The sequence below is a fragment of the Streptomyces sp. NPDC107546 genome (assembly GCF_055639175.1).
The window spans coordinates 46,777-66,154 of record NZ_JBVKBA010000024.1; the positions used below are offsets into that span (position 1 = coordinate 46,777).

The following is a 19,378-nucleotide window of genomic DNA, read 5'->3' on the forward strand; positions in this document are numbered from 1 at the left end:
CGGTCAGCCGGCGGTCTCGGCCGTGGAGCGCCGCAGTCTCCGTATCACCAGTGCGAGTTGCAGGCGCAGTCGGCCGTGCGGGGCGTGCACGTCCCAGCCGAGGACGTGATCCAGCTGGGCCAGGCGTTCCTGCAGCGTGGAGTGGTGCACCGTCAGCTCCGCGGCGGCGGACCGCAGGCTGGGCGCGGACGCCACGGCGTGCAGGGTCACGGCGGCCCACGGGGCCTCGGCGACGGCACGCTCCAGCGCGACCAGGTCCGGGATCGGCGGGGTGTCCGGGCCGACCGCCCCGGCGAGCAGGGCCAGTCCGCCCAGGTCGTCCGCGTGGACGGTGCGCGGGCCGGGGTCGTGCGTGGTGCCCTCGGCGGTGAAGCGGAGCGCGGTGCGGGCCGCAGCCCATGACTCGGGCAGCCGTACGGGCTGCACGGCGGGACCTATGCCGGCCTGCGGCTCCTCCCCCGCCGGCCCTCGCACGGTGTCGGCGGGCTCGACGCGGGCGCCGCCGCCGTGCAGCGCGACGGCCCGTACCCGCTGTTCGGCGTGGAGTCCCAGCCGGGCCGCCGCGCTCAGTCGTACCGCGGGTGACGCGGAGGCGTCCAGCAGCGTCTCCAGGAGCGCCGGGTCGTCGGCGGGTGCCCGGCCCCGGGTGCGGTCCAGGACCAGGCGGACGGCTGCCACGGCCCGCTCCAGGATCATGGCGTGGACGCCGTCGGTCGGGCCGGGGTGCTCCAGCCACAGGCCGGCTTGCTCGGGGTCGTCCGCAGGGACATCCGTGCCCGTCGCCAGGGGCGCCCACGGCCAGGCGGGGTCGGGCGGGTCCGCCGTGTCGTGGCGGCGCCCGTCGGGTCGGACACGGACGCGGACGCCGCGCCGTTCGTCGACCAGCCGGGCCGGGCTGCCGGACAGGACCGCGGCGCCGCGCACCAGGGCCTCCAGGCCCGCCCGCTCCTCCGTCAGGCGGTCGAAGTACGCGATGACGCGCAGCGCGGCTCCCGCGTCGGGGTCGAGCGCCGCGAGCCGTCCGGCCAACTCTTTCACGGGCACCATCCTGCGGGCGCGCACGGCGTCTGCCAAGCTCCGGGGCCGGATCCGCCGCCTCCCCCGGCGCGGCGGACCGCTCGCCCCGCCGGGGAGAGGCGTAGAAGGTTCCGTGTGGGTCGGCGACGCCGCGCCGATCCGCGCCGATCCACAAGGCACCCCTAGCCCGGTCAGGCGCTCAGCAGCCGCCGCAGCCAGCGCAACCGGGCCGCTCGGGCCTCCTGGGAGAGCAGGGCCTGCGGGGCGAAGCCGTCGAAGCCGTGGAACCCGCCGGGCCACACGTGGAGTTCGGCGCGTCCGCCCGCCTGCCAGATGCGGGTGGCGTAGGCGACGTCCTCGTCGCGGAAGGTCTCCGCGGAGCCGACGTCGATGAAGGCGGCCGGCAGGCCGGACAGGTCGGTGGCGCGGGCCGGGGCGGCGTACGGGGAGACGTCCGGCCCGCCGCGCGCGTCGCCGAGGAGCGCGCCCCAGCCGGTGGCGTTCGCAGTGCGGTCCCATACGCCCCGCCCGGCCATCTGGTGGGCGGACACAGAGTCGTTGCGGTCGTCCAGCATCGGGCACATCAGCATCTGGCCCAGCAGGGCAGGGCCGCCGCGGTCCCGTGCGAGCAGTGCCAGCGCCGCGGTGAGGCCGCCGCCCGCGCTGCCGCCGGCGACGATGATGCGCTCGGGGTCGACGCCGAGCTCCTTGGCGTTCTCGGCGGTCCACTTCAGGCCCGCGTAGCAGTCCTCGATCGGGGCCGGGTGCGGGTGCTCGGGGGCCAGCCGGTACTCGACGGAGACCACGACCAGCCCCAGCTCCTCGGCCCAGTCGAGCGCCTCGTCCACGCCGAACCGGTTGGTCCCGAGGATCATCCCGCCCCCGTGCGCGTGGTAGATCGCCGGGAGGGGGCCGGTCGCACCCGTGGGGCGGCAGATGAGCAGGGAGACGTCGGGCGCGCCGGCCGGTCCCGGCACCGCCCGCTCCTCCACCTCGAAGGCGCCGCCGCGGCGCAGCTCGTCGTCGGAGGGCGGTGGGATGACCATGCCGGCGCGCACCTCGGGGATGGCCTCGGGCGGGAAGCCCGGGGACAACTGCTCGCCGATCAGTTCCAGCGCGGCCGCCAGTTCCGGATCGAAGGGTGGTGGCGGAAAGACGGGTTCGGCGTCTGCGGGTGCCGGGGAGGTCGTCGGCTCGGCGGTCATGGCTGCTCCTCGCGTCGTGGCCACGCCCGTGTGGCCAGTGCCGTTCATGGTGCCCACCGCCCCGCCGCCGCGGCACGCGCCGTTCGGCGGGAATCCCCCGCCGAACGGCGGGGCGGCACCTGGAACGAGCCGTCGGTGCCGAGCGCGGAGGCGGCGCCGCTGACGGGGGCGGCCGGGATGGGCCGCCGCGGACCGGGGGGCGGCCGCGGACGAGGCCGCGGCTGAAGGGCGGCCGTTGATGGCGGGCGCGCCGCGAGCGGGGGCGGTTGCGGACGGGAGCGGGCGCGGACGGTTCTCTTCCGTCCGCGCCCGCCCTACTGGTGCCCCGCGGCGGCGCCGGCGTGGCGCCAGGCTGTGGCGCTCAGGGCCGCGTCCGGCTCTCCAGCCGCAGTTCGACGTCGATCTCCTGGTCCCCGGCGACGACGCCGAGCTGGTGGACGGCGTACAGCTCGTCCAGGGCGCGGCGCAGTCGCTCCACCGCCCTGGGCTCGCCCTGCAGCTCGGCCTTGACCGGGCCGGACAGCGGCGGTGGCGGCGACGGGCGTTCGGCCGTCCCGCGCGTGGCCGACGTGTCGAACGTTCCGGTCCACATCGTGGGCCGGGAGGTGTGCGCCTCGTGGGGCGCCTCCTCGGCGGCGCGGTCCGAGCCGAAGTGCCGGCACAGTTCGGCGAACAGGTTCCCGGCATCCTTCGCCGAGCAGTCGCTGACCACTACTTCGACCTGTGGTACGTGCGTTTCGGACGCGTTCACGGCCGCTCCTCTCCTCGCGATGGCAGACCGATGGGCCGACCGGACGGCCGACGCGGGTACCCCGCCCCAAGGGGCCCATGCACGACGGTACGGCGCGCGTCCCCGGCTCGCCTGTCGGGGAGCAGTCCGCGATATGGGCGGTAAGCCCCCTGGTCAGCGCTGTCCGTGAGCTATGTTGAAGGCCTCGGGACACAACGGAGGAGGTCCGGTGCCATCGCCGCAGCAGGCACGCGCGCAGGCGTCTGCGATCACTGCGGGCAAGACGGCCCCGGAAGCGGGTGCCAGCCCGACGTCCCAGCTCAGAGAGTTGTTCGACGGCCCCCGGCTGTCCCCGGGGCACCGCCGGATCGCCCAGTACCTGATCGAGCACATCACCGAGGCCGCGTTCCTGTCGATCACGGATCTGGCCGAGCGGGTGGGTGTGAGCCAGCCTTCGGTGACCCGCTTCGCCGCGGCCGTCGGCTTCAGCGGCTACCCCGCGCTGCGGGAGAAGTTGCAGTCCATCGCCCTGGGCACCCTGGGCAGCCCGGGCACTCCGGCGGAGCAGCGGGCCAACGAGTTGCAGGCGGCTGTGGACGCCGAGATCGAGAACCTGGAGAACCTGCGCCGGGACTTCGCCGACCCGGACCAGGTGATCCGGGTCGGGCGGGCGCTGTCGGAGTCGACGCCCCTGACCGTGATGGGTCTGAGGATCTCCGCCTCGCTCGCCGAGTACTTCGCCTACGGAGCCCGTCGTATCCACCCCGACGTACGGCTGGTGACGCGTGGCGGGACCGTCGCCTACGACGCGATGTTGCAGTCGCGGGAGGCCGGCGGCACCTGGGTGCTGGCCTTCGGGATGCCCCGGCACGCCCAGGAGAGCCTGACCGCGGTGCGGGTGGCGCGCAGCGCGGGGCTCAGGGTGGCCCTGATCACGGATCTGGGACTGGGTCCGCTCGCGGACGAGGCCGACGTCGTGTTCGCCACCGGCACCGGCTCCCGCCTGGTGTTCGACTCCTACGCCGCCCCCGGTCTGATGGCCGCGGCGCTGCTGCAGGCGATGACCGACGCCGATCCGGAGCGGACGCAGGCCCGCCTTGATGAGTACGAGCAGATCGCCGACCAGCACCAGTTCTTCCTCAAGGACTGACCGGCCCGGGCGCCGGACCAAGGAACCTGCCAAACAGGATCTCTCGCACCAAATACAACATGAATTTTTTCATGTCCTTGCGTATCCGCCGGTATATATAAATACTTCTCGCGGATCGCGGACCGGTACAGCCGGGACGCGCCGTACGGACAACCGGAGTCGTCCGCTCCTACCCACGGGCTCCGGGTGTCCGGCCGGGCCCCGCTGCGCGGGCATCCCTGGTGGCGGCTCCGGCCCTCCCCTAGACCGGAGCCGCCCCCGAAGTCGCCGCAGCACCCTGAGCCGACGTGACCCGGAAGCGAACATCATGGCCTTGACGACGTACTCGCCGATCAGCTCGGACTGGCCGTGCCAGGTCAAAACCCCCGGCAGCTACGACTGGGAGCGGTCGGCGGCCAAGTGGCTGCGGGAACTCGTGCCCGCGCGCTACGCCAGCTACCCAGCCCTGATCCGTCATCCCGTCCTGCTCGCGCGGCACGCCCAGATCCAGGTGCAGAACGAGGTGCGGGTGGCCCGCACCGCTCTGCAGACGGCCCGCGCGGAGCTGCCGGCTCTCGGTCTGCCGGAGTCGGTCATCGAGCACACGATCAGGATGTACGCCGCCGAGGTCATGCAGTTGCAGCACATCGCGCGCAGCGTACGCGCCGTCAGCCAGGCGCTGATGGACAACAACGCGGCACGCCCCGGGCACTGACGCACCGGCACCCCCCTTCTGCCCCGCCGTCCGGGGCGTTCGGCCCGGCACGCGCACAGTCCACCGCGAAGCGGGCATCCGTAGGAGAGGACGACTCCTACGGATGCCCGGAGCTGCGCATGGACTCCACGACCTGGGCCGCGCTCGCCGTTGCCGCCGTCATCGCGGCGGCCCTGCTCGGCGTGGCCCTCGCCCTGCTGCGACGGCTGGTCCGCACGCGCCGCGACCTGCGCCGTGCCGGGCTGCCCACCGGCCCGCGCTGGCTGTTCTGGGGCGCGGTCCTGTACCTGGTGCTCCCCACCGACCTGTTGCCGGATCCCGTCTACCTGGACGACATCGGCGTCCTGCTGCTGGCACTGAGGTCGATGCGGGCCGCGCTACCGGCACGCGACCCCTGGCGCGAGGGCGGCACGTTGCCCGACTGACGGGGCGACGGAGTGGCCCGCCCGCGCCGTGGTGGCGGTAGCCAAGCGGCCCACGCGATGGGCGAATTGACCCCCGGAGGCACTCTGCGTTGGGCGTCTCCTTGGAACGGGGCGCCTCATGCATACAGAGCGACAATATGGACTGCCCGGTCAAGAATTGGTACGGTGACCGTATGGCACGCCCTCGAAGCTTCGACGAGAACAAAGTCCTGAATTCCGCCCGTGAGGAGTTCTGGAACCGCGGCTACGCGGCGACGAGGCTGGAGGACCTGGTTTCCGCGACGGGTCTCGGCAAGGGAAGCCTCTACGGCGCGTTCGGCGACAAGCGCCAACTCTTCCTGAATCTGCTGAACGACTACTGCCGCCAGCAGCTCAGCGACGTGCAACGGACCCTCACGGGACCGGGCACAGCCATGGAGCGCCTGACGCGACTCTTCGAGGATGTGGTGCACGGCTACACCAAAGATGCCGGGCGCCGCGGCTGCTTCATGGTCAACAGCACATCCGAACTCCACGGACAGGACCCCGACGTGGCCGCCCTGGCCCGGGCGACCTATCAGCGCATGGAAGACCTCTTGGTCGCCTGTGTGAAGGAGGCGCAGCGGGAGGGGCAGGTGGACGCGAGCACCGACCCGCAGGAGCTCGGCCGCCTGCTGCTCGCAGCCCTGCAGGGCATCGAGTTTCTCGCGAAGACCGACATGGACGGCTCAGCCCTTCGACAGATCGGTCACGCCGCACTACGCCAACTCCCCAGAGCCTGATGCACACGAGTCGGGGCCGATTCAGGGGGCATCCTCAGCGCGTGCCCAGTTTTTGACTGCGCGGTCCATATCTGTTCTACTTGACTCAGCGCAGAATTTGCCCCGGATGCACCAATAGCCCTTTTTAACCTCCCGTATGCCGCAAGGGGGCAGATCCGGAGGTGCGTGCACCCCTGTCCCCGGCCTAGGAACGACACCCCCAGGTCTCCCGCTTTTCGGAAGGTTCTTGATCATGGCAACGCGTGAGGTTGTGGAGAAGTTCTTCGGGCTGCTGGCCGCCGGGGACCCGGATGCGGTCGCCGAGGCGTTCGCGGATGACATCGATTGGTATGTTCCCGGCTCGCCGTCACTGCCGTGGACGGGGCGTCGTTCCAAGGCCGGCGAGGTGGCCGACTACCTCCGGACCCTCGGGGCCAACATCGTCCCGGAGAAGAACGTCGACGAAGTGCAGGCCCTCTTGGTCGACGGCGATCACGCGGTCATGCTGGGACGCTTCACTCGTGTCGCCAAGAGCACGGGCCGAACCTATGAGATGCCCATCGCCATGCACCTCCAGGTGGCAGACGACAAGATCGTGAAGATGTACCTCTACGAGGACACCCTCAAGGTGTCCGAGGCCTACGCCGGCTGACGAACCGGGCGCTTGCCGGTCACAGGTCCAGGACCAGGTCCACCGGAGGCCGAGAGCAGTGGCGCAGGTGCCCGCCGGCGGCCCCGTGAGGTTCCTGCTCGACCGCCCTGTCCGTCACCGTCGACGTTGAGGCGCCGGACCATACCGGGTCCGGTGACGGATTCCTTCCACACGCCGGTGTGAACAGTGAGCCCCTGCCATGCGACGTCCTTGGGCATTCCGACGTTCACGGAGATCGTCGGCCCACGGCCAGGGCGGCGAAGACGACCACGGTGAACACGATCAGGTGGCCGCACACCAGCAGCGCGGTGCCCAGACGCCTCCCGTACAGACCTGCGTCCTCACCGGCCAGTACACCCCAGCCCAGCAGCGGCGGCGCGACCAGGATGGTGGCGAACAGCCGGCGGCCCAGCGCGCCCGTGGTCCCCGCGTTCATCAGCAGTCCCGCAGGGCCTTCGTCCGGCCGGGCCAGGAAGGCGGCGATGCCGAGCAGCACCAGGGCCAGCGCGGTGTGCAGGGCCATGCCGGTGTAACCGCCGAACCGCTCCAGCTGAGGCACGGCGTAGGCGAAGCCGTAGAGCCGCAGCATGCCCAGGGTGAGGACGGCCAGTGCCGGGATCTGACTCGTCCAGGCGGGCAGTCGGAAGGTGCTCGCGCACAGTGACGCCACGCTCCCGAGCGTCAGTGCCGCGGCCGTGTTCGGTGCCATCCGTCCGGGCGCCCCGGTCGCCACCCGCGCGGTGTCATCCCTGAAGAGGAGCTGATCGACGCCTGCGTTCACCCTGGTCAGGTACTCGAGAAGGGTGAGCCCGCCGATCACGGCGGCAAGGACCGCGGCCGCACGGGCCGCGTCGGTCTTCAGCGGTGTCACGGGTCGGCGAGCCACCATGAACACGGAGAGACCCAGCGCCAGCAGAGCCACGGCAGTGTTCGGCTTCATGGACGCGGCGACGCCGGGCAGCACGCTCTTCAGCACGCCGATGCCGAGGACCCAGCCGGACAGGCCCACCACGCCGAACGCGGCAGTCATCAGGGCCGCTCCCTGAGCCACGGCGCGGACAACGGCCACGGCGGGCTCGTGGAACGGCAGTCCCCCGGCCTGCTCTCTGCGCGTCACCAAATCATCACCTTGTGGACACATAGCCTAATCGGCTCGATTGGCCCAAGTATCACAAAAGAGGCGAGTTTGGTTCGGTGCATCGCAGGGGACCTCGTGGACGGGCGTCCATGGCTCGTCAGCGCAGGACAGCGGTCACTGCCGTGCGGTCACTCGCCCTCAGCTGGACTCGCGCACCACCAGCCGGCAGGGCACCGTGTGCAGGCCCGGCACCGGTTCCGCGTCGATGGCCTCCAGCAGGCGCAGGGCGGCGATCCTGCCGATCTCGGCGAGGTTCATGTCGATGGTGGTCAGGGGCGGGCGGCTGGCCAGGGCCATGGTGTCCCAGTTGTCATAGCCCACGACCGCGATGTCGCCGGGCACGCTCACCCCGCGTTCGCGCAGCGTGTCGGTGACGCCCCGGGCGATCTGATCGTTGCCGCAGAAGAAGGCGTCCGTGTCCGGTGCCGTGCGCAGGACGGCGTCGGCGGCGCGGCGGCCCCACGCCTCGCTCCACTCGCCGAAGTGGGCCCGCCCGGTGGCCAGTCGCAGCGAGGAGCGCTCCAGGTGCTCGATGGTGTGCCGGGCCCGGTCGCGGGCCGCCGCGTGGTGCTCCGGGCCGGTGACGTGCGCGATCCGGGTACGCCCGGTGGCCAGCAAGTGGTCGACGGCGAGATGTGCCCCGCCCTGGTCGTCGGAGACCACCGAGGTGTCGGCCGGGTCGGTCGAGGGCGAGAGCGCGTAGACGATGGGGACCGACTCGATGCCGGTCAGCGGGGGGCGGGGGTCCGTGCGGCGTCCGGTGACGATGATGCCGTCGACCCGGCGGTCCATCAGGTTGCGCAGATGGTGCTGCTCCCGGATGGCGTCGCCGCGTGTGTCGCACAGCAGCACGGAGATCTTCCCGGCCCCGAGGGCGTCCTCCGCGCCGAGCAGCACCGGGGTACTGAACCGGCCGATGCCGTCCGTCGTCATCAGCCCGACCGTCCAGCTGCGGCCGGTGTGCAGGCTCTGGGCGTGCTGGTTGGGCCGGAACCCCAGTGCTTCCACCGCGTCCAGCACCCGCTGCCGGGTCTCGGGACGCATCCTGCCGCCGCCGTTCAGCGCCTTCGACGCCGTGCCGACGCTGACACCCGCCAGGGCGGCGACATCGGCGAGCTTGGCCCGGCCGGCGGAGGGGATGCCTGCAGCAGGGGACACGGGCAAACCTTTTCCTCGGGGGTATTGGTGCGCCCCATCCTGGCAGCAGCGCGTGTCTGCGCGCCAGCCCGTGAGCAAGCGGAAAAAATTCGCGTCATTCCTCTTGACCGCCGCCTGCTTCCGTCCACTACTTTCACCGCAGAAAAACGGTTGCTCAAACATGCACCGATTCGCTTCTTCGTCTCCTTGCCTCCTTGTCTCCTTGTCTGCTCGCAGCCGAAGCGACCGCGTCGGCTGCTCCCGTCCCGCGACGCACCCCGGAGAACCATGCCCCGCACACGCACAACCCCGCCCTCCGCGGGCCCCGTCCGCCCAGGTACGGGTGCCCACACCGCGCTGCGCCCCGCCGCCGTCCGCATCCGCGAGGGCTTCTGGCACGCCCGGCGTGAGGTCAACGCACGCACCTCCATCCCGCAGGGCCCCCACCTGCTGGAGTCGGCGGGAAACCTGCACAACCTGCGGGTGGTGGCGGGCACTGCCAAGGGCGAGTTCCAGGGCACGTACCCGTTCCAGGACTCCGACGTCTACAAGTGGCTGGAGGCCGCCTCCTGGCAGCTCGCCCAGCGGACGGAGCCCAAGGAGCACGGTGAACTCGCCCACGCGGTGGACCGGATCGTCGCGCTGGTCGCGGACGCCCAGCAGCCCGACGGCTACCTCAACACCTGGTTCCAGCTCCGCGAGGGCGGCAAGCGCTACGAGGACCTGCGCTGGGGCCACGAGCTGTACTGCGCCGGCCATCTGATCCAGGCCGCGGTGGCCCACCACCGGGCGACCGGAGGGACGGAACTGCTCGATGTGGCCCGCCGTTTCGCCGACCACATCCACTCGGTCTTCGGTCCGCCCGGCAGCGGCAGGCCCATCGACGGCATCGACGGTCACCCCGAGGTGGAGACCGCCCTGGTGGAGCTGTACCGGGAGACCGGCGAGCACCGCTACCTGGACCTCGCCGCCTACTTCGTCGACCGCCACGGCCACGGTCTGCTCGGCAACGAGGCGTACTGCCAGGACCGCGTACCGCTGCGCGAGGCCACCGACGTCGAGGGGCACGCCGTACGCCAGCTCTACCTGCTGGCCGCCGCGGCCGACCTGGCGACCGAGACCGGAGAGGCCGAACTACGCGCCGCCGCCGAGCGGTTGTGGCAGGCGATGACCGCCGCCAAGACCCATCTGACCGGTGGCCTCGGCGCCCACCACGACGAGGAGGACTTCGGCGACCCGTACGAGTTGCCCAACGAGCGGGCCTACTGCGAGACCTGCGCCGCAATCGCCTCCGTGCAGTGGAGCTGGCGCATGGCCCTGCTCACCGGTGAGGCCCGCTACTCGGACCTGATCGAGCGCACCCTGTACAACGGTTTCCTCGCCGGGGTCTCCCTGGACGGCGAGCGCTGGCTGTACGTCAACCCGCTGCAGGTGCGCGACGGTCACACCGACACCGGCGGCGACCAGTCGGCCCGCCGCACCCGCTGGTTCCGCTGTGCCTGCTGCCCCCCGAACGTCATGCGGTTGCTGGCCTCCCTGGAGCACTACCTCGCCTCGACCGACGCGGGTGGTCTGCAGATCCACCAGTACGTCACCGGGCGCTACGAGGGCGACATCGACGGCGCCCCGGTCGCCGTGAGCGCCGTGACGGACTATCCCTGGCACGGCGCGATCGCCCTCACCGTCGAGGAGTGCCCCGAGGAGCGGCCCTGGACACTGTCCCTGCGCGTCCCGCAGTGGTGCCGCGAGTACCGGGTCCGGGTCGGGGACACGGCGTACGAACAGACCGACGCGCCCGTCCACGACGGCTGGTTGAGGCTGGAGCGCACCTGGGCACCCGGAGACCAGGTCGTCCTCGAACTCGCCCTCGAACCCCGCCTCACCGCGGCCGACCCGCGCGTGGACGCCGTACGCGGCTGTGTGGCGATCGAACGCGGACCGCTCGTGTACTGCCTGGAGCAGATCGACCACCCCGGCGGCGGTCTGGATGACGTCGTCATCGACACCACCCGCCCGCTCGCCGTGAAGCACCGCCCGGACCTGCTCGGCGGTGTCACCACCGTCGTGGCCGCCGGGCACCGCCGGCACCTCCCCGACGCCGGCTGGTGGCCGTACCGGGCCGCGGAGGGCGCCGCGGACCCCTCGGCCGGCGAGCCCCTGGAACTGACCGCGATCCCCTACTACGCCTGGGCCAACCGCCAGGACGGCAGCATGCGCGTCTGGCTGCCGACCTCCTGAGCGCGCTCCTCCTCTCCCCCAGCCCCGCCACGCCCCAAGACATCGAGGTCACCCGTGAGACACACCCGCCGCACCCTGCTCGCCGCCGTCGCCGTCATCGGCACCCTTGCCTCCGCCACCGCCTGCGGCGGCGGTTCGGGCTCCCCCTCGTCCTCGTCCGGCAAATCGGGCGCGACCTACACCTTCTGGGACCCGTACCCGCAGTTCGACGCCTCCTCGGCGTGGGGCAAGCTCGTCACCAAGTGCGGTACCGACGCCGGGGTCAAGGTCAAGCGCACCGGCATGGACACCACGGACCTCGGCAACAAGGCGCTGCTGGCCGCGCAGCAGGGCAACGCCCCCGACGTGATGCTCGTGGACAACCCGGTCGTCTCCACGCTGGTGGAGGCGGGCATCCTCAACAAGACGAGCGACCTCGGCCTGGACACCTCCGCGATCCAGAAGAACATCATCGGCGCGGGCACCATCGACGGCTCTCCCTACGGGGTCCCGATCGGTGCCAACACGCTCGCCCTCTACTACAACAAGAAGGTCCTGTCCGCCGCCCAGGTCGACCCCGCCTCCATCAAGGACTGGGCCTCCCTGTCGGCGGCCCTGAAGAAGGTCAAGGCGGCCGGCAAGAAAGGCATCACGTTCTCCGCGATCAACACGGAAGAGGGCAGCTTCCAGTTCCTGCCGTGGTTCTGGGGCGCCGGCGGTGACCTGACCAAGCTGAACTCGGCGCAGGGCGCGGCCGCCCTGACACTCTGGAAGCAGTGGGGCGACGAGGGCTACGCGCCCAAGGACGTCCTGCAGAACACCCAGACCACCAGCTGGCAGGAGTTCGCCACGGGTGACTACGCGTTCGGCGAGAACGGCACCTGGCAGCTCGACAACGCGGCGAAGGCCGGGTTCCCGTACGGGGTCATCAGCATTCCGGGGCAGAACGGCGGTTCGGCTCCTGTTCCGACCGGCGGCGAGTTCGTCACCGTCCCGGTGCAGAAGGACAGCTCCCGCTACGAGGCCAGCAAGAAGATCGTCACGTGTCTGACCAGCTCCGCCAATCTGCTGTCGACCGACAACACCCTGATGTACGTCGCCCCCACCCAGGAGGTGCAGGCCCAGCAGGTGAAGGCGCACCCGGAGCTGAAGCCGTGGGTGGCCGCGGTGGCCGCGGCGCGCGGTCGCACCAGCGGCGGTCTGGGCACCAAGTACCCGACGATCTCCCAGCCGATGTGGACCGCCGTGCAGTCCGCGCTGTCCGGCAGCAAGAGCCCGCAGGACGCGCTCGACACCGCGCAGACGGCCGCCGCCAAGGGCAAGAGCTGACACCACCGCACCCCGCCCCGGACACGCCACCCGCATCCAGGAGTTCGCATGACCATCGCCCGCGTCGACCGCCGCTCCCAGCGGTCCCCGGCCAGGTCCGGGGCGACCGGTGCCACACACGGGAAGGACTCGTCGGCACTGCGGCGCCGTCAGCGCCGCAGGAGCCGGCTCACCGCGCTGGCCTTCCTCGCTCCGCTGGTCGTCTACCTCGCCGCCTTCTACCTCTACCCGCTCTACCGCAACCTGGACCTGAGCCTGCGCAACTACACCGTCCGGTCGTTCGTGGCGGGCGACGCGCCGTTCTCCGGGCTGGACAACTTCAGAACCGTCCTCGACGATCCGACGTTCGGCCCGGCGATGCGCCACACCATGATCTTCACCTTCGTGTCGATCGCCTTCCAGTACGTGGCCGGGCTCGCCCTCGCGGTCTTCTTCAACCGGCACTTCCGGCTGGCCGGCACGCTCCGGGCCCTGTTCCTGATCCCGTGGCTGCTGCCGCTGATCGTGTCGGCGTCGACCTGGTCGTGGATGTTCAACAGCGAGTCCGGCGTCATCAACTACGCCCTGCATCTCGTCGGTGTGTCACCGGTCGACTGGCTCAACTCTCCCGACTGGGCGCTGACGTCGGTCATCATCGCCAACATCTGGATCGGCATCCCGTTCAACCTGGTCATCCTCTACAGCGGGCTGCAGAACATCCCCGCAGAGCTGTACGAGGCGGCGTCCCTGGACGGGGCGAGTGCCTGGCAGCAGTTCCGGCACGTCACCTTCCCGCTGCTGCGCCCGGTCTCGGCGATCACCCTGCTGCTCGGTCTGGTCTACACCCTCAAGGTGTTCGACCTGATCTGGATCATGACCAAGGGTGGTCCCGGTGACGCCTCGTCCACCCTGGCGACGTGGTCCTACCAGCTCGGTTTCGGCACGCTGCTGCCGAAGTTCGGCCCCGGGGCCGCGGTCGGCAACATCCTCATCCTCATCGCCCTGGTCTTCGGGCTGCTGTACATCCGCGTCCAGAGGAGGCAGGAAGCATGACCGCCCATCGCGGCTCCGCCCGGCGCTCGCGCCTCCACACCGTCATCGGCTTTCTGCTCACCGCCGTGATGCTGTTCCCGGTGTACTGGATGCTGAACGTGTCCCTCACCCCGCAGCAGGACATGCGCAAGAGCCCGCCCGACCTCCTTCCGCTGCACCCCACCTTCGAGGGCTACCGGGCCGTTCTCAACGACCAGATGCCGTATCTCGGCACCAGCCTGCTGATCGGCCTGGGCACGGTCGTCCTCACGCTGGTCCTCGCCGCCCCGGCCGGCTTCGCGCTGGCCAAGCTGCGGCCCTGGGGCGGCGGCTTTCTCGGTCTCGCCCTGCTGGTGGCCCAGATGATCCCGGGCATCGTGATGGCGATGGGCTTCTACGGGATCTTCCTCGATCTCGGGCTGCTCAACTCCTGGTGGGGGCTGATCATCGCGGACTCAACCATCGCGGTGCCCTTCGGCGTCATGATCTTCACAGCGTTCATGTCGGGCATCCCCGGTGAGCTCATCGCCGCGGCCCGCATCGACGGCGCCGGAACCTGGCGTACCTTCCGGTCCGTCGTGTTGCCGGTGAGCCGCAACGCCGTGGTCACCGTCTCGCTCTTCAGCTTCCTGTGGGCCTGGTCCGACTTCGTCTTCGCCAACACCCTCGACGGCGGCGGCGACATGCGCCCGATCACCCTCGGCATCTACCACTACATCGGCAACAACAACCAGGAATGGAACGCGATCATGGCCACCGCCGTCGTCGCGTCGATCCCCGCAGCCGTCCTGCTGGTCCTCGCACAACGCTACGTGGCCGCGGGTGTGACCGCGGGCGCGGTGAAGGACTGAGTCCGTCCAGGACGGGCCAGGACGCACATCCCCCCATCCCCTCTCCTCAGGAGAACCCTTCATGAGCCGCACTCGCAGACGCGTCGGCCTGACCGCCGCCGTCGGCACAGCCGTCCTCGCCGCCGGCCTCGCCACCGCCGCCCCCGTCCAGGCGTCCCCGACGTCCTCGACCACCCTGGTGGTGAACGCCAACCAGGTCCTCCGCCCGGTCACCCACGTCGCCACCGGCAGCCTTTACGGCCTCGCCGACGACACCACCCCAGCCGACAGCCTGGTCACCGCGTTGAAGCCGAACACCTTCGTCCAGATGGCCCCGGGCGGCTCCCAGCTTCCCAACGGCGAGCCCAAGCCCGCCGGGGACGCGCTGGTCGTGGCGCCCAAGGCCGCCCGGGCCGGCGCCAAGGTCGTCGTCCGCATGCCGGACTGGTACCCCAACTTTCCTTACAAGTGGGTCGGTTGGAGCGACTGGCTGTCCGCCGTGGACAAGCAGGTCGCGTCCGTGCAGGCGTCGGGCGCCACCGACGTCGCCGCGTACGAGCTGTGGAACGAGCCCGACTGGACGTGGGACACCACCAACGCGGGTGCGTTCGACGCCGGCTGGGCGCGCACGTACAAGGAGGTCCGCAGCAAGGACACCAAGTCCCCGATCCAGGGCCCGAGTTACTCGAATTGGAACCAGAGCTCGATGAGCCAGTTCCTCACCGACGCCAAGGCCTCCGGCACCGTGCCCGACATCATCTCCTGGCACGAGCTGGGAGGATCGGCCAACATCGCCGCGCATGTGTCGGCGTACCGCGCCCTCGAGTCCAGCCTCGGTATCAGCCCGCGCCCGATCGCCATCGAGGAGTACGGCACCACGAGCGAGGTGGGTGTGCCCGGGCCGCTGATCGGGTACGTCGCCAAGTTCGAGCGGGCCGGGGTGCACGACGCCGAGCTGGCCTTCTGGAACCACTACGGCACCCTCGGTGACACCCTCACCGACACCGGCGGCTCACCCAACGGCGCGTACTGGGCGTACAAGTGGTACGGCGACATGTCCGGGAACATGCTCGTCACCACGCCCCCGACCCAGACGGGCATCGACGGCATCGCCTCCCTCAACGGCTCCGGCAACCAGATCAGCGTCGTCGCCGGCGGCTGCACCGGCTCCTGCGCGGTGACGATCAACGGCCTGAACTCTCTGTCGGCCTTCGGCAGCACGGTGCACGTGAAGCTGGAGTACACGCCGTCGAAGGGCCGCACGACCGCGGTGTCAGGCCCGATCACCATCTCCGACACCGACTACGCGGTGTCGAACGGCTCGATCACGGTGCCGGTGACCATGAACGCCGCCGACGGCTACCACATCGTCGTCACGCCCACCGGCACCTCCACCTCGCTGGCCGGGCGCTACCAGATCACCAACAGGAACAGCGGCCTGGCTCTGGACACCCAGGGCGCGGGCACCGCGCAGGGCACGTCCGTCGTCCAGGCGACCTCCACCACCGGCACCGACCAGAACTGGACCCTGGTGTCCGTGGGCCGTGGCCTCTACAAGATCGTCCAGCAGTCCAGCGGTCTGCTGCTCGGCATCCAGAGCATGAGCACCACCAACGGCGGCACGGCCCTGATCTGGGGCGACAACGGCACGGACGACCACCTCTGGCAGCTCATCCCGTCCGGGGACGGCTACTACAAGATCGCCAACTACAACAGCGGCCTCCTGCTCGGCGTGAGCAATATGAGCACCTCCTCCGGCGCGCAGGTTCTGCAGTGGTCCGACAACGGCACCGCCGACCACTTGTGGAAGCTGACCTCGCGCTGAGGTCTGGGCAGTCGCTGCTCACCGTGCCGGACGGCATGGTGAGCAGCGGCGCGTGCGGCCTCAGCCCGCGTCGGGGTCTGGATGGTTCGGGCGCCGGTGGGGTGGCTGGTCCGGTGCCGGGCGGGGCTTGAGCGGCGGGATGTCCATGGTCTGCGGCTTGTCCGCCTCGATGGTGAGCGGCTCGCCGTGGTGGTGGATGGTCAGCGGGTCGCCGTTCTGCAGCGTGTAGGTGGCCGCGCTGCGGCCGATCTCCACCCGCAGTCGGCGGCCCCGCAGTTGCAGCGTGAAGGCGAGGCGGCCGAACCTCTCCGGCAGGCGCGGGGCGAAATCCATCCGCTGCCCGTGGTGGCGCATACCGCCGAAGCCCGCGACGAGCGCCATCCAGGTGCCCGCGAGGGACGCGATGTGCAGGCCGTCGCGCGTGTTGTGCTCCAGGTCGTGCAGGTCCATCAGCGCGGCCTCGTGCAGATAGTCGTAGGCGAGCCGCATATGGCCCGTCTCTGCGGCCATGACCGCCTGGCAGCAGGCGGACAGCGACGAGTCGCGGACGGTGAGGGGTTCGTAGTAGGCGAAGTTGCGCGCCTTGTGCTCCGCGTCGAAGAAGGAGCTGCACGTGTACATCGCCAGCACCAGGTCCGCCTGCTTGATGACCTGCTTGCGGTACAGGTCGAAGTACGGGAAGTGTAGCATCAGCGGATACTGGTCGGCGCCGGTGGAGGCGAAGTCCCAGCGCTGGTAGCGGGTGAACCCGGCGTGCTGCTCGTGGACGTCGAGCTCCTGGTTGTACGGGATGTGCATGGCCTCGGCGGCGTCCCGCCAGGCCGCGGCCTCCTCGTCGTCGACGCCCAGTTCCTCGGCGCGGCGCGGATGGCGCTCGACCACCTCGGCGGCGGCCAGCAGGTTCGCGCGGGCCATCAGGTTGGTGTACGTGTTGTCGTCGGCGATGGCGCTGTACTCGTCGGGGCCGGTGACCCCGTCGATGTGGAAGGTGCCGTGGTGGTCGTGGTGGCCCAGCGAGCGCCACAGCCGGGCCGTCTCCACCAGGAGTTCCACTCCGGTGTCGCGTTCGAAGCGTTCGTCGCCGGTGGCGGCGACGTAGCGGACGGCGGCGTCGGCGATGTCGGCGTTGACGTGGAACGCGGCGGTACCGGCCGGCCAGTACGCCGAGCCCTCCGAGCCGTCTATGGTCCGCCATGGGAACGCCGCGCCTCGCAGGCCCAGTTGGACGGCGCGCTCGCGGGCGGCGGGCAGGGTGTTCTGCCGCCAGCGCAGCGCTTCGGCGACGGCTCCGGGTGAGGTGTAGGTGAGCGGGGGCAGCACGAACATCTCGGTGTCCCAGAAGGCGTGCCCGTCGTACCCGGAGCCGGTCAGTCCCTTGGCCGGGATCGCGCGCTGCTCGGCACGGGCCCCGGCCTGCAGGACGTGGAAGAGGGCGAAGCGGACCGCTTGCTGGATCTGCTCGTCCCCGTCGATCTCGACGTCCGAGCGCGCCCAGAACTCGTCCAGGTACTCCCGCTGTTCGGCGACGAGCCCCGACCAGCCGACGCTGGTGGCGGCGGCGAGCGCCGCGTCCACCTGGTCGCTGATCGCGGGCAGGGACCGGGTGCCGGACCAGCCGTAGGAGACGAACTTCTCCACCCGCAGCGTCTGGCCCGGGGCGAGCGCGGAGGCGACGGTGAGGCGGGCGAGGTCGTCGGTCGCCTCGCTCTCGGTCGTGGTGGGGTCGGGGCCGGAGACGACGTGGTCGGCGGCGGCGCCGACCCTCAGGCCGCTGCGCCGGGTGCGGTGCACCAGCCGCAGCCTGGTGCTCTTCGCGAAGTTCTCCTCGGCCTCCAGCGGCGACTCGAGCACGATCGCGGCACGTGGGTCGCGGTCCCGGCCGGGCAGTTGTTCGTTGGCGACCAGTTCGGACTGGACGACGATCCGGGCGGGTTTGCCGACCGGTTCCACCTCGTAGGCGACGGCGGCTATGGCGCGCTGGGTGAAGGAGACGAGGCGGGTGGAGCGCACGCGGACCGTGGAGCCGGCCGGTGAGGTCCACTCGCAGGTCCGGGTGAGCAGTCCGGTGCGCAGGTCGAGGACGCGTTCGTGAGACCGTAGCCGGCCGTAGCGCAGGTCGAAGGGCTCGTCGTCCACGAGCAGCCGAATGATCTTGCCGTTGGTGACGTTGATGACGGTCTGCCCGGACTCGGGATAGCCGTATCCCGCCTCGGCGTAGGGCAGCGGGTGGGTCTCGTGGACGCCGTTGAGATAGGTGCCCGGCAGTCCGTGCGGTTCACCCTCGTCGAGATTGCCGCGCCAGCCGACATGCCCGTTGGACAGCGCGAACACCGATTCGCTCTGTGGCAGGACGTCCAGGTTCAGACCGCGTTCACGCAGGGTCCAGGGCTCGACGGTGTACGAGTTGTGCGTGATCACGACCACTCCCCCAGGTTCACCAGGTCCGGTACGACGACGTCGGCGCCGTGGGCGCGCAGCGCGTCCGCCTGGCCGACGCGGTCCAGGCCGACGACGTATCCGAAGTGGCCGGAGCGCCCGGCGTCCATGCCGGCGAGCGCGTCCTCGAAGACGGCGGCGGCCTTGGGTTCCACGCCGAGGTCGTGTGCGGCGGCGAGGAAGGTGTCCGGGCGCGGTTTGCCGGGCAGGTGCCGTTCGGCGGCGACGACCCCGTCGATGCGTACGTCGAAGAGGTGCTCGGCGTTGATCGACCGCAGCACATCACGGCAGTTGGCGCTGGAGGACACGACGGCCGTGCGCAGGCCCTCGGCCCGTGCGGCGCCGATGTAGCGGATCGTGCCGTCGTATGCCTCGACGCCGCGGGTGCGGATCAGCTCCAGCAGCAGCTCGTTCTTGCGGTTGCCCAGGCCGTGCACGCTCTGCCGGTCGGGCGGGTCGTCAGGGGCGCCCTCCGGGAGTTGGATGCCGCGGGAGGCGAGGAAGGAGCGGACGCCGTCGGCGCGGGGGCGTCCGTCGACGTACTCGTCGTAGTCGGTGTCGTCGAAGGGGCGGAAGTCCGCATCGTCCCGCGCACGCAGGAAGTCATCGAACGTCTGTTTCCACGCGGCCGCGTGGACGACGGCGGTCTTGGTGATGACCCCGTCGAGGTCGAAGAGGCAGGCCTGGATACCGTCCGGAAGACCGAGCTTCGTCATAGGAGCCACCTTCCCTCATGAACGCCGGACAGAGGGTGGCGAGTGCCACATTGCGCCCTGTCGACACTCCGTCGGCGGGCGGGCGGCGGGGCGTCGTCGCCGGACTCCGCGTCAGGACCGGGTGAA

General features: G+C 70.7%; 17 protein-coding genes. 10 read left to right on the plus strand and 7 right to left on the minus strand.

The window, feature by feature from the left end; genetic code table 11:
- Positions 1–3 precede the first annotated feature (3 nt).
- The 3 genes from ACZ7L1_RS28765 to ACZ7L1_RS28775 all read right to left on the minus strand — a co-directional run bounded on the left by ACZ7L1_RS28765 (position 4) and on the right by ACZ7L1_RS28775 (position 2,973).
- On the minus strand, positions 4–1,038 hold the full coding sequence (locus tag ACZ7L1_RS28765; protein ID WP_471441028.1) for a helix-turn-helix domain-containing protein: 1,035 nt from the start codon (positions 1,036–1,038) through the stop codon (positions 4–6).
- Positions 1,039–1,208: 170 nt separating this feature from the next.
- Positions 1,209–2,222, minus strand: coding sequence for an alpha/beta hydrolase (locus ACZ7L1_RS28770; protein ID WP_471441030.1), 1,014 nt, complete (start codon positions 2,220–2,222; stop codon positions 1,209–1,211).
- A 361-nt stretch (positions 2,223–2,583) separates the two neighbouring features.
- A complete protein-coding gene (locus ACZ7L1_RS28775; RefSeq protein ID WP_471441032.1) occupies positions 2,584–2,973 on the minus strand; it encodes a hypothetical protein in 390 nt (129 codons plus the stop codon).
- A gap of 208 nt (positions 2,974–3,181) precedes the next feature.
- Here ACZ7L1_RS28775 and ACZ7L1_RS28780 point away from each other — a divergent pair, with 208 nt between their 5' ends.
- The 5 genes from ACZ7L1_RS28780 (at position 3,182) to ACZ7L1_RS28800 (ending at position 6,613) form a co-directional block, all read left to right on the plus strand.
- Positions 3,182–4,102, plus strand: a complete 921-nt coding sequence (locus tag ACZ7L1_RS28780; protein WP_471441034.1) for a MurR/RpiR family transcriptional regulator — start codon at positions 3,182–3,184, stop codon at positions 4,100–4,102.
- 307 nt (positions 4,103–4,409) lie between these two features.
- On the plus strand, positions 4,410–4,796 hold the full coding sequence (locus ACZ7L1_RS28785; RefSeq protein WP_471441036.1) for a hypothetical protein: 387 nt from the start codon (positions 4,410–4,412) through the stop codon (positions 4,794–4,796).
- 119 nt (positions 4,797–4,915) lie between these two features.
- Positions 4,916–5,221 carry a YkvA family protein gene (locus ACZ7L1_RS28790; RefSeq protein ID WP_471441038.1) on the plus strand — a complete coding sequence of 102 codons (306 nt, stop codon included), beginning with the start codon at positions 4,916–4,918 and terminating at the stop codon, positions 5,219–5,221.
- Between the two features lie 173 nt (positions 5,222–5,394).
- Positions 5,395–5,982: a TetR/AcrR family transcriptional regulator gene (locus ACZ7L1_RS28795; protein WP_471441040.1), complete on the plus strand. Its 588-nt coding sequence runs from the start codon at positions 5,395–5,397 to the stop codon at positions 5,980–5,982.
- A 232-nt stretch (positions 5,983–6,214) separates the two neighbouring features.
- On the plus strand, positions 6,215–6,613 hold the full coding sequence (locus tag ACZ7L1_RS28800) for a nuclear transport factor 2 family protein (protein WP_471441042.1): 399 nt from the start codon (positions 6,215–6,217) through the stop codon (positions 6,611–6,613).
- A gap of 226 nt (positions 6,614–6,839) precedes the next feature.
- Here the strand turns inward: ACZ7L1_RS28800 and ACZ7L1_RS28805 are convergent, their stop codons facing one another.
- Positions 6,840–7,730 (minus strand): hypothetical protein, encoded by an 891-nt coding sequence (locus ACZ7L1_RS28805; protein WP_471441044.1) that lies wholly within the window; start codon positions 7,728–7,730, stop codon positions 6,840–6,842.
- A gap of 159 nt (positions 7,731–7,889) precedes the next feature.
- Complete coding sequence (locus tag ACZ7L1_RS28810) at positions 7,890–8,909, minus strand: LacI family DNA-binding transcriptional regulator (protein WP_471441046.1); 1,020 nt, start codon at positions 8,907–8,909, stop codon at positions 7,890–7,892.
- A 267-nt stretch (positions 8,910–9,176) separates the two neighbouring features.
- Here ACZ7L1_RS28810 and ACZ7L1_RS28815 point away from each other — a divergent pair, with 267 nt between their 5' ends.
- From ACZ7L1_RS28815 to ACZ7L1_RS28835, 5 genes are all read left to right on the plus strand, one after another.
- A complete protein-coding gene (locus tag ACZ7L1_RS28815; protein ID WP_471441048.1) occupies positions 9,177–11,126 on the plus strand; it encodes a glycoside hydrolase family 127 protein in 1,950 nt (649 codons plus the stop codon).
- Between the two features lie 54 nt (positions 11,127–11,180).
- Positions 11,181–12,434 (plus strand): sugar ABC transporter substrate-binding protein, encoded by a 1,254-nt coding sequence (locus ACZ7L1_RS28820; protein WP_471441050.1) that lies wholly within the window; start codon positions 11,181–11,183, stop codon positions 12,432–12,434.
- Between the two features lie 48 nt (positions 12,435–12,482).
- Positions 12,483–13,466 (plus strand): carbohydrate ABC transporter permease, encoded by a 984-nt coding sequence (locus tag ACZ7L1_RS28825; protein WP_471441052.1) that lies wholly within the window; start codon positions 12,483–12,485, stop codon positions 13,464–13,466.
- The gene (locus tag ACZ7L1_RS28830; protein ID WP_471441054.1) at positions 13,463–14,296 is read left to right on the plus strand and encodes a carbohydrate ABC transporter permease; all 834 of its coding nucleotides are present in this window, start codon (positions 13,463–13,465) and stop codon (positions 14,294–14,296) included. The genes ACZ7L1_RS28825 and ACZ7L1_RS28830 overlap by 4 nt, the downstream gene beginning before the upstream one ends.
- 61 nt (positions 14,297–14,357) lie before the next feature.
- Positions 14,358–16,100, plus strand: a complete 1,743-nt coding sequence (locus tag ACZ7L1_RS28835; protein ID WP_471441056.1) for an RICIN domain-containing protein — start codon at positions 14,358–14,360, stop codon at positions 16,098–16,100.
- A 60-nt stretch (positions 16,101–16,160) separates the two neighbouring features.
- Here ACZ7L1_RS28835 and ACZ7L1_RS28840 read toward each other — a convergent pair whose 3' ends face one another.
- Both ACZ7L1_RS28840 and ACZ7L1_RS28845 read right to left on the minus strand, forming a co-directional pair.
- Positions 16,161–18,518, minus strand: a complete 2,358-nt coding sequence (locus ACZ7L1_RS28840) for a glycoside hydrolase family 65 protein (protein WP_471441058.1) — start codon at positions 18,516–18,518, stop codon at positions 16,161–16,163.
- Positions 18,515–19,252 carry a beta-phosphoglucomutase family hydrolase gene (locus ACZ7L1_RS28845; RefSeq protein WP_471441060.1) on the minus strand — a complete coding sequence of 246 codons (738 nt, stop codon included), beginning with the start codon at positions 19,250–19,252 and terminating at the stop codon, positions 18,515–18,517. Before ACZ7L1_RS28845 ends, ACZ7L1_RS28840 begins: the two co-directional genes overlap by 4 nt.
- Between the last annotated feature and the right edge of the window lie 126 nt (positions 19,253–19,378).

What these genes read in the sequence shown, in the direction of transcription:
- ACZ7L1_RS28770 (WP_471441030.1), bottom strand. Translation starts at nt 2,222, where the DNA reads ATGACCGCCGAGCCGACGACCTCCCCGGCACCCGCAGACGCCGAACCC.
- ACZ7L1_RS28785 (WP_471441036.1), top strand. Translation starts at nt 4,410, where the DNA reads ATGGCCTTGACGACGTACTCGCCGATCAGCTCGGACTGGCCGTGCCAG.
- ACZ7L1_RS28790 (WP_471441038.1), top strand. Translation starts at nt 4,916, where the DNA reads ATGGACTCCACGACCTGGGCCGCGCTCGCCGTTGCCGCCGTCATCGCG.
- ACZ7L1_RS28795 (WP_471441040.1), top strand. Translation starts at nt 5,395, where the DNA reads ATGGCACGCCCTCGAAGCTTCGACGAGAACAAAGTCCTGAATTCCGCC.
- ACZ7L1_RS28800 (WP_471441042.1), top strand. Translation starts at nt 6,215, where the DNA reads ATGGCAACGCGTGAGGTTGTGGAGAAGTTCTTCGGGCTGCTGGCCGCC.
- ACZ7L1_RS28815 (WP_471441048.1), top strand. Translation starts at nt 9,177, where the DNA reads ATGCCCCGCACACGCACAACCCCGCCCTCCGCGGGCCCCGTCCGCCCA.
- ACZ7L1_RS28825 (WP_471441052.1), top strand. Translation starts at nt 12,483, where the DNA reads ATGACCATCGCCCGCGTCGACCGCCGCTCCCAGCGGTCCCCGGCCAGG.
- ACZ7L1_RS28830 (WP_471441054.1), top strand. Translation starts at nt 13,463, where the DNA reads ATGACCGCCCATCGCGGCTCCGCCCGGCGCTCGCGCCTCCACACCGTC.
- ACZ7L1_RS28835 (WP_471441056.1), top strand. Translation starts at nt 14,358, where the DNA reads ATGAGCCGCACTCGCAGACGCGTCGGCCTGACCGCCGCCGTCGGCACA.
- ACZ7L1_RS28845 (WP_471441060.1), bottom strand. Translation starts at nt 19,252, where the DNA reads ATGACGAAGCTCGGTCTTCCGGACGGTATCCAGGCCTGCCTCTTCGAC.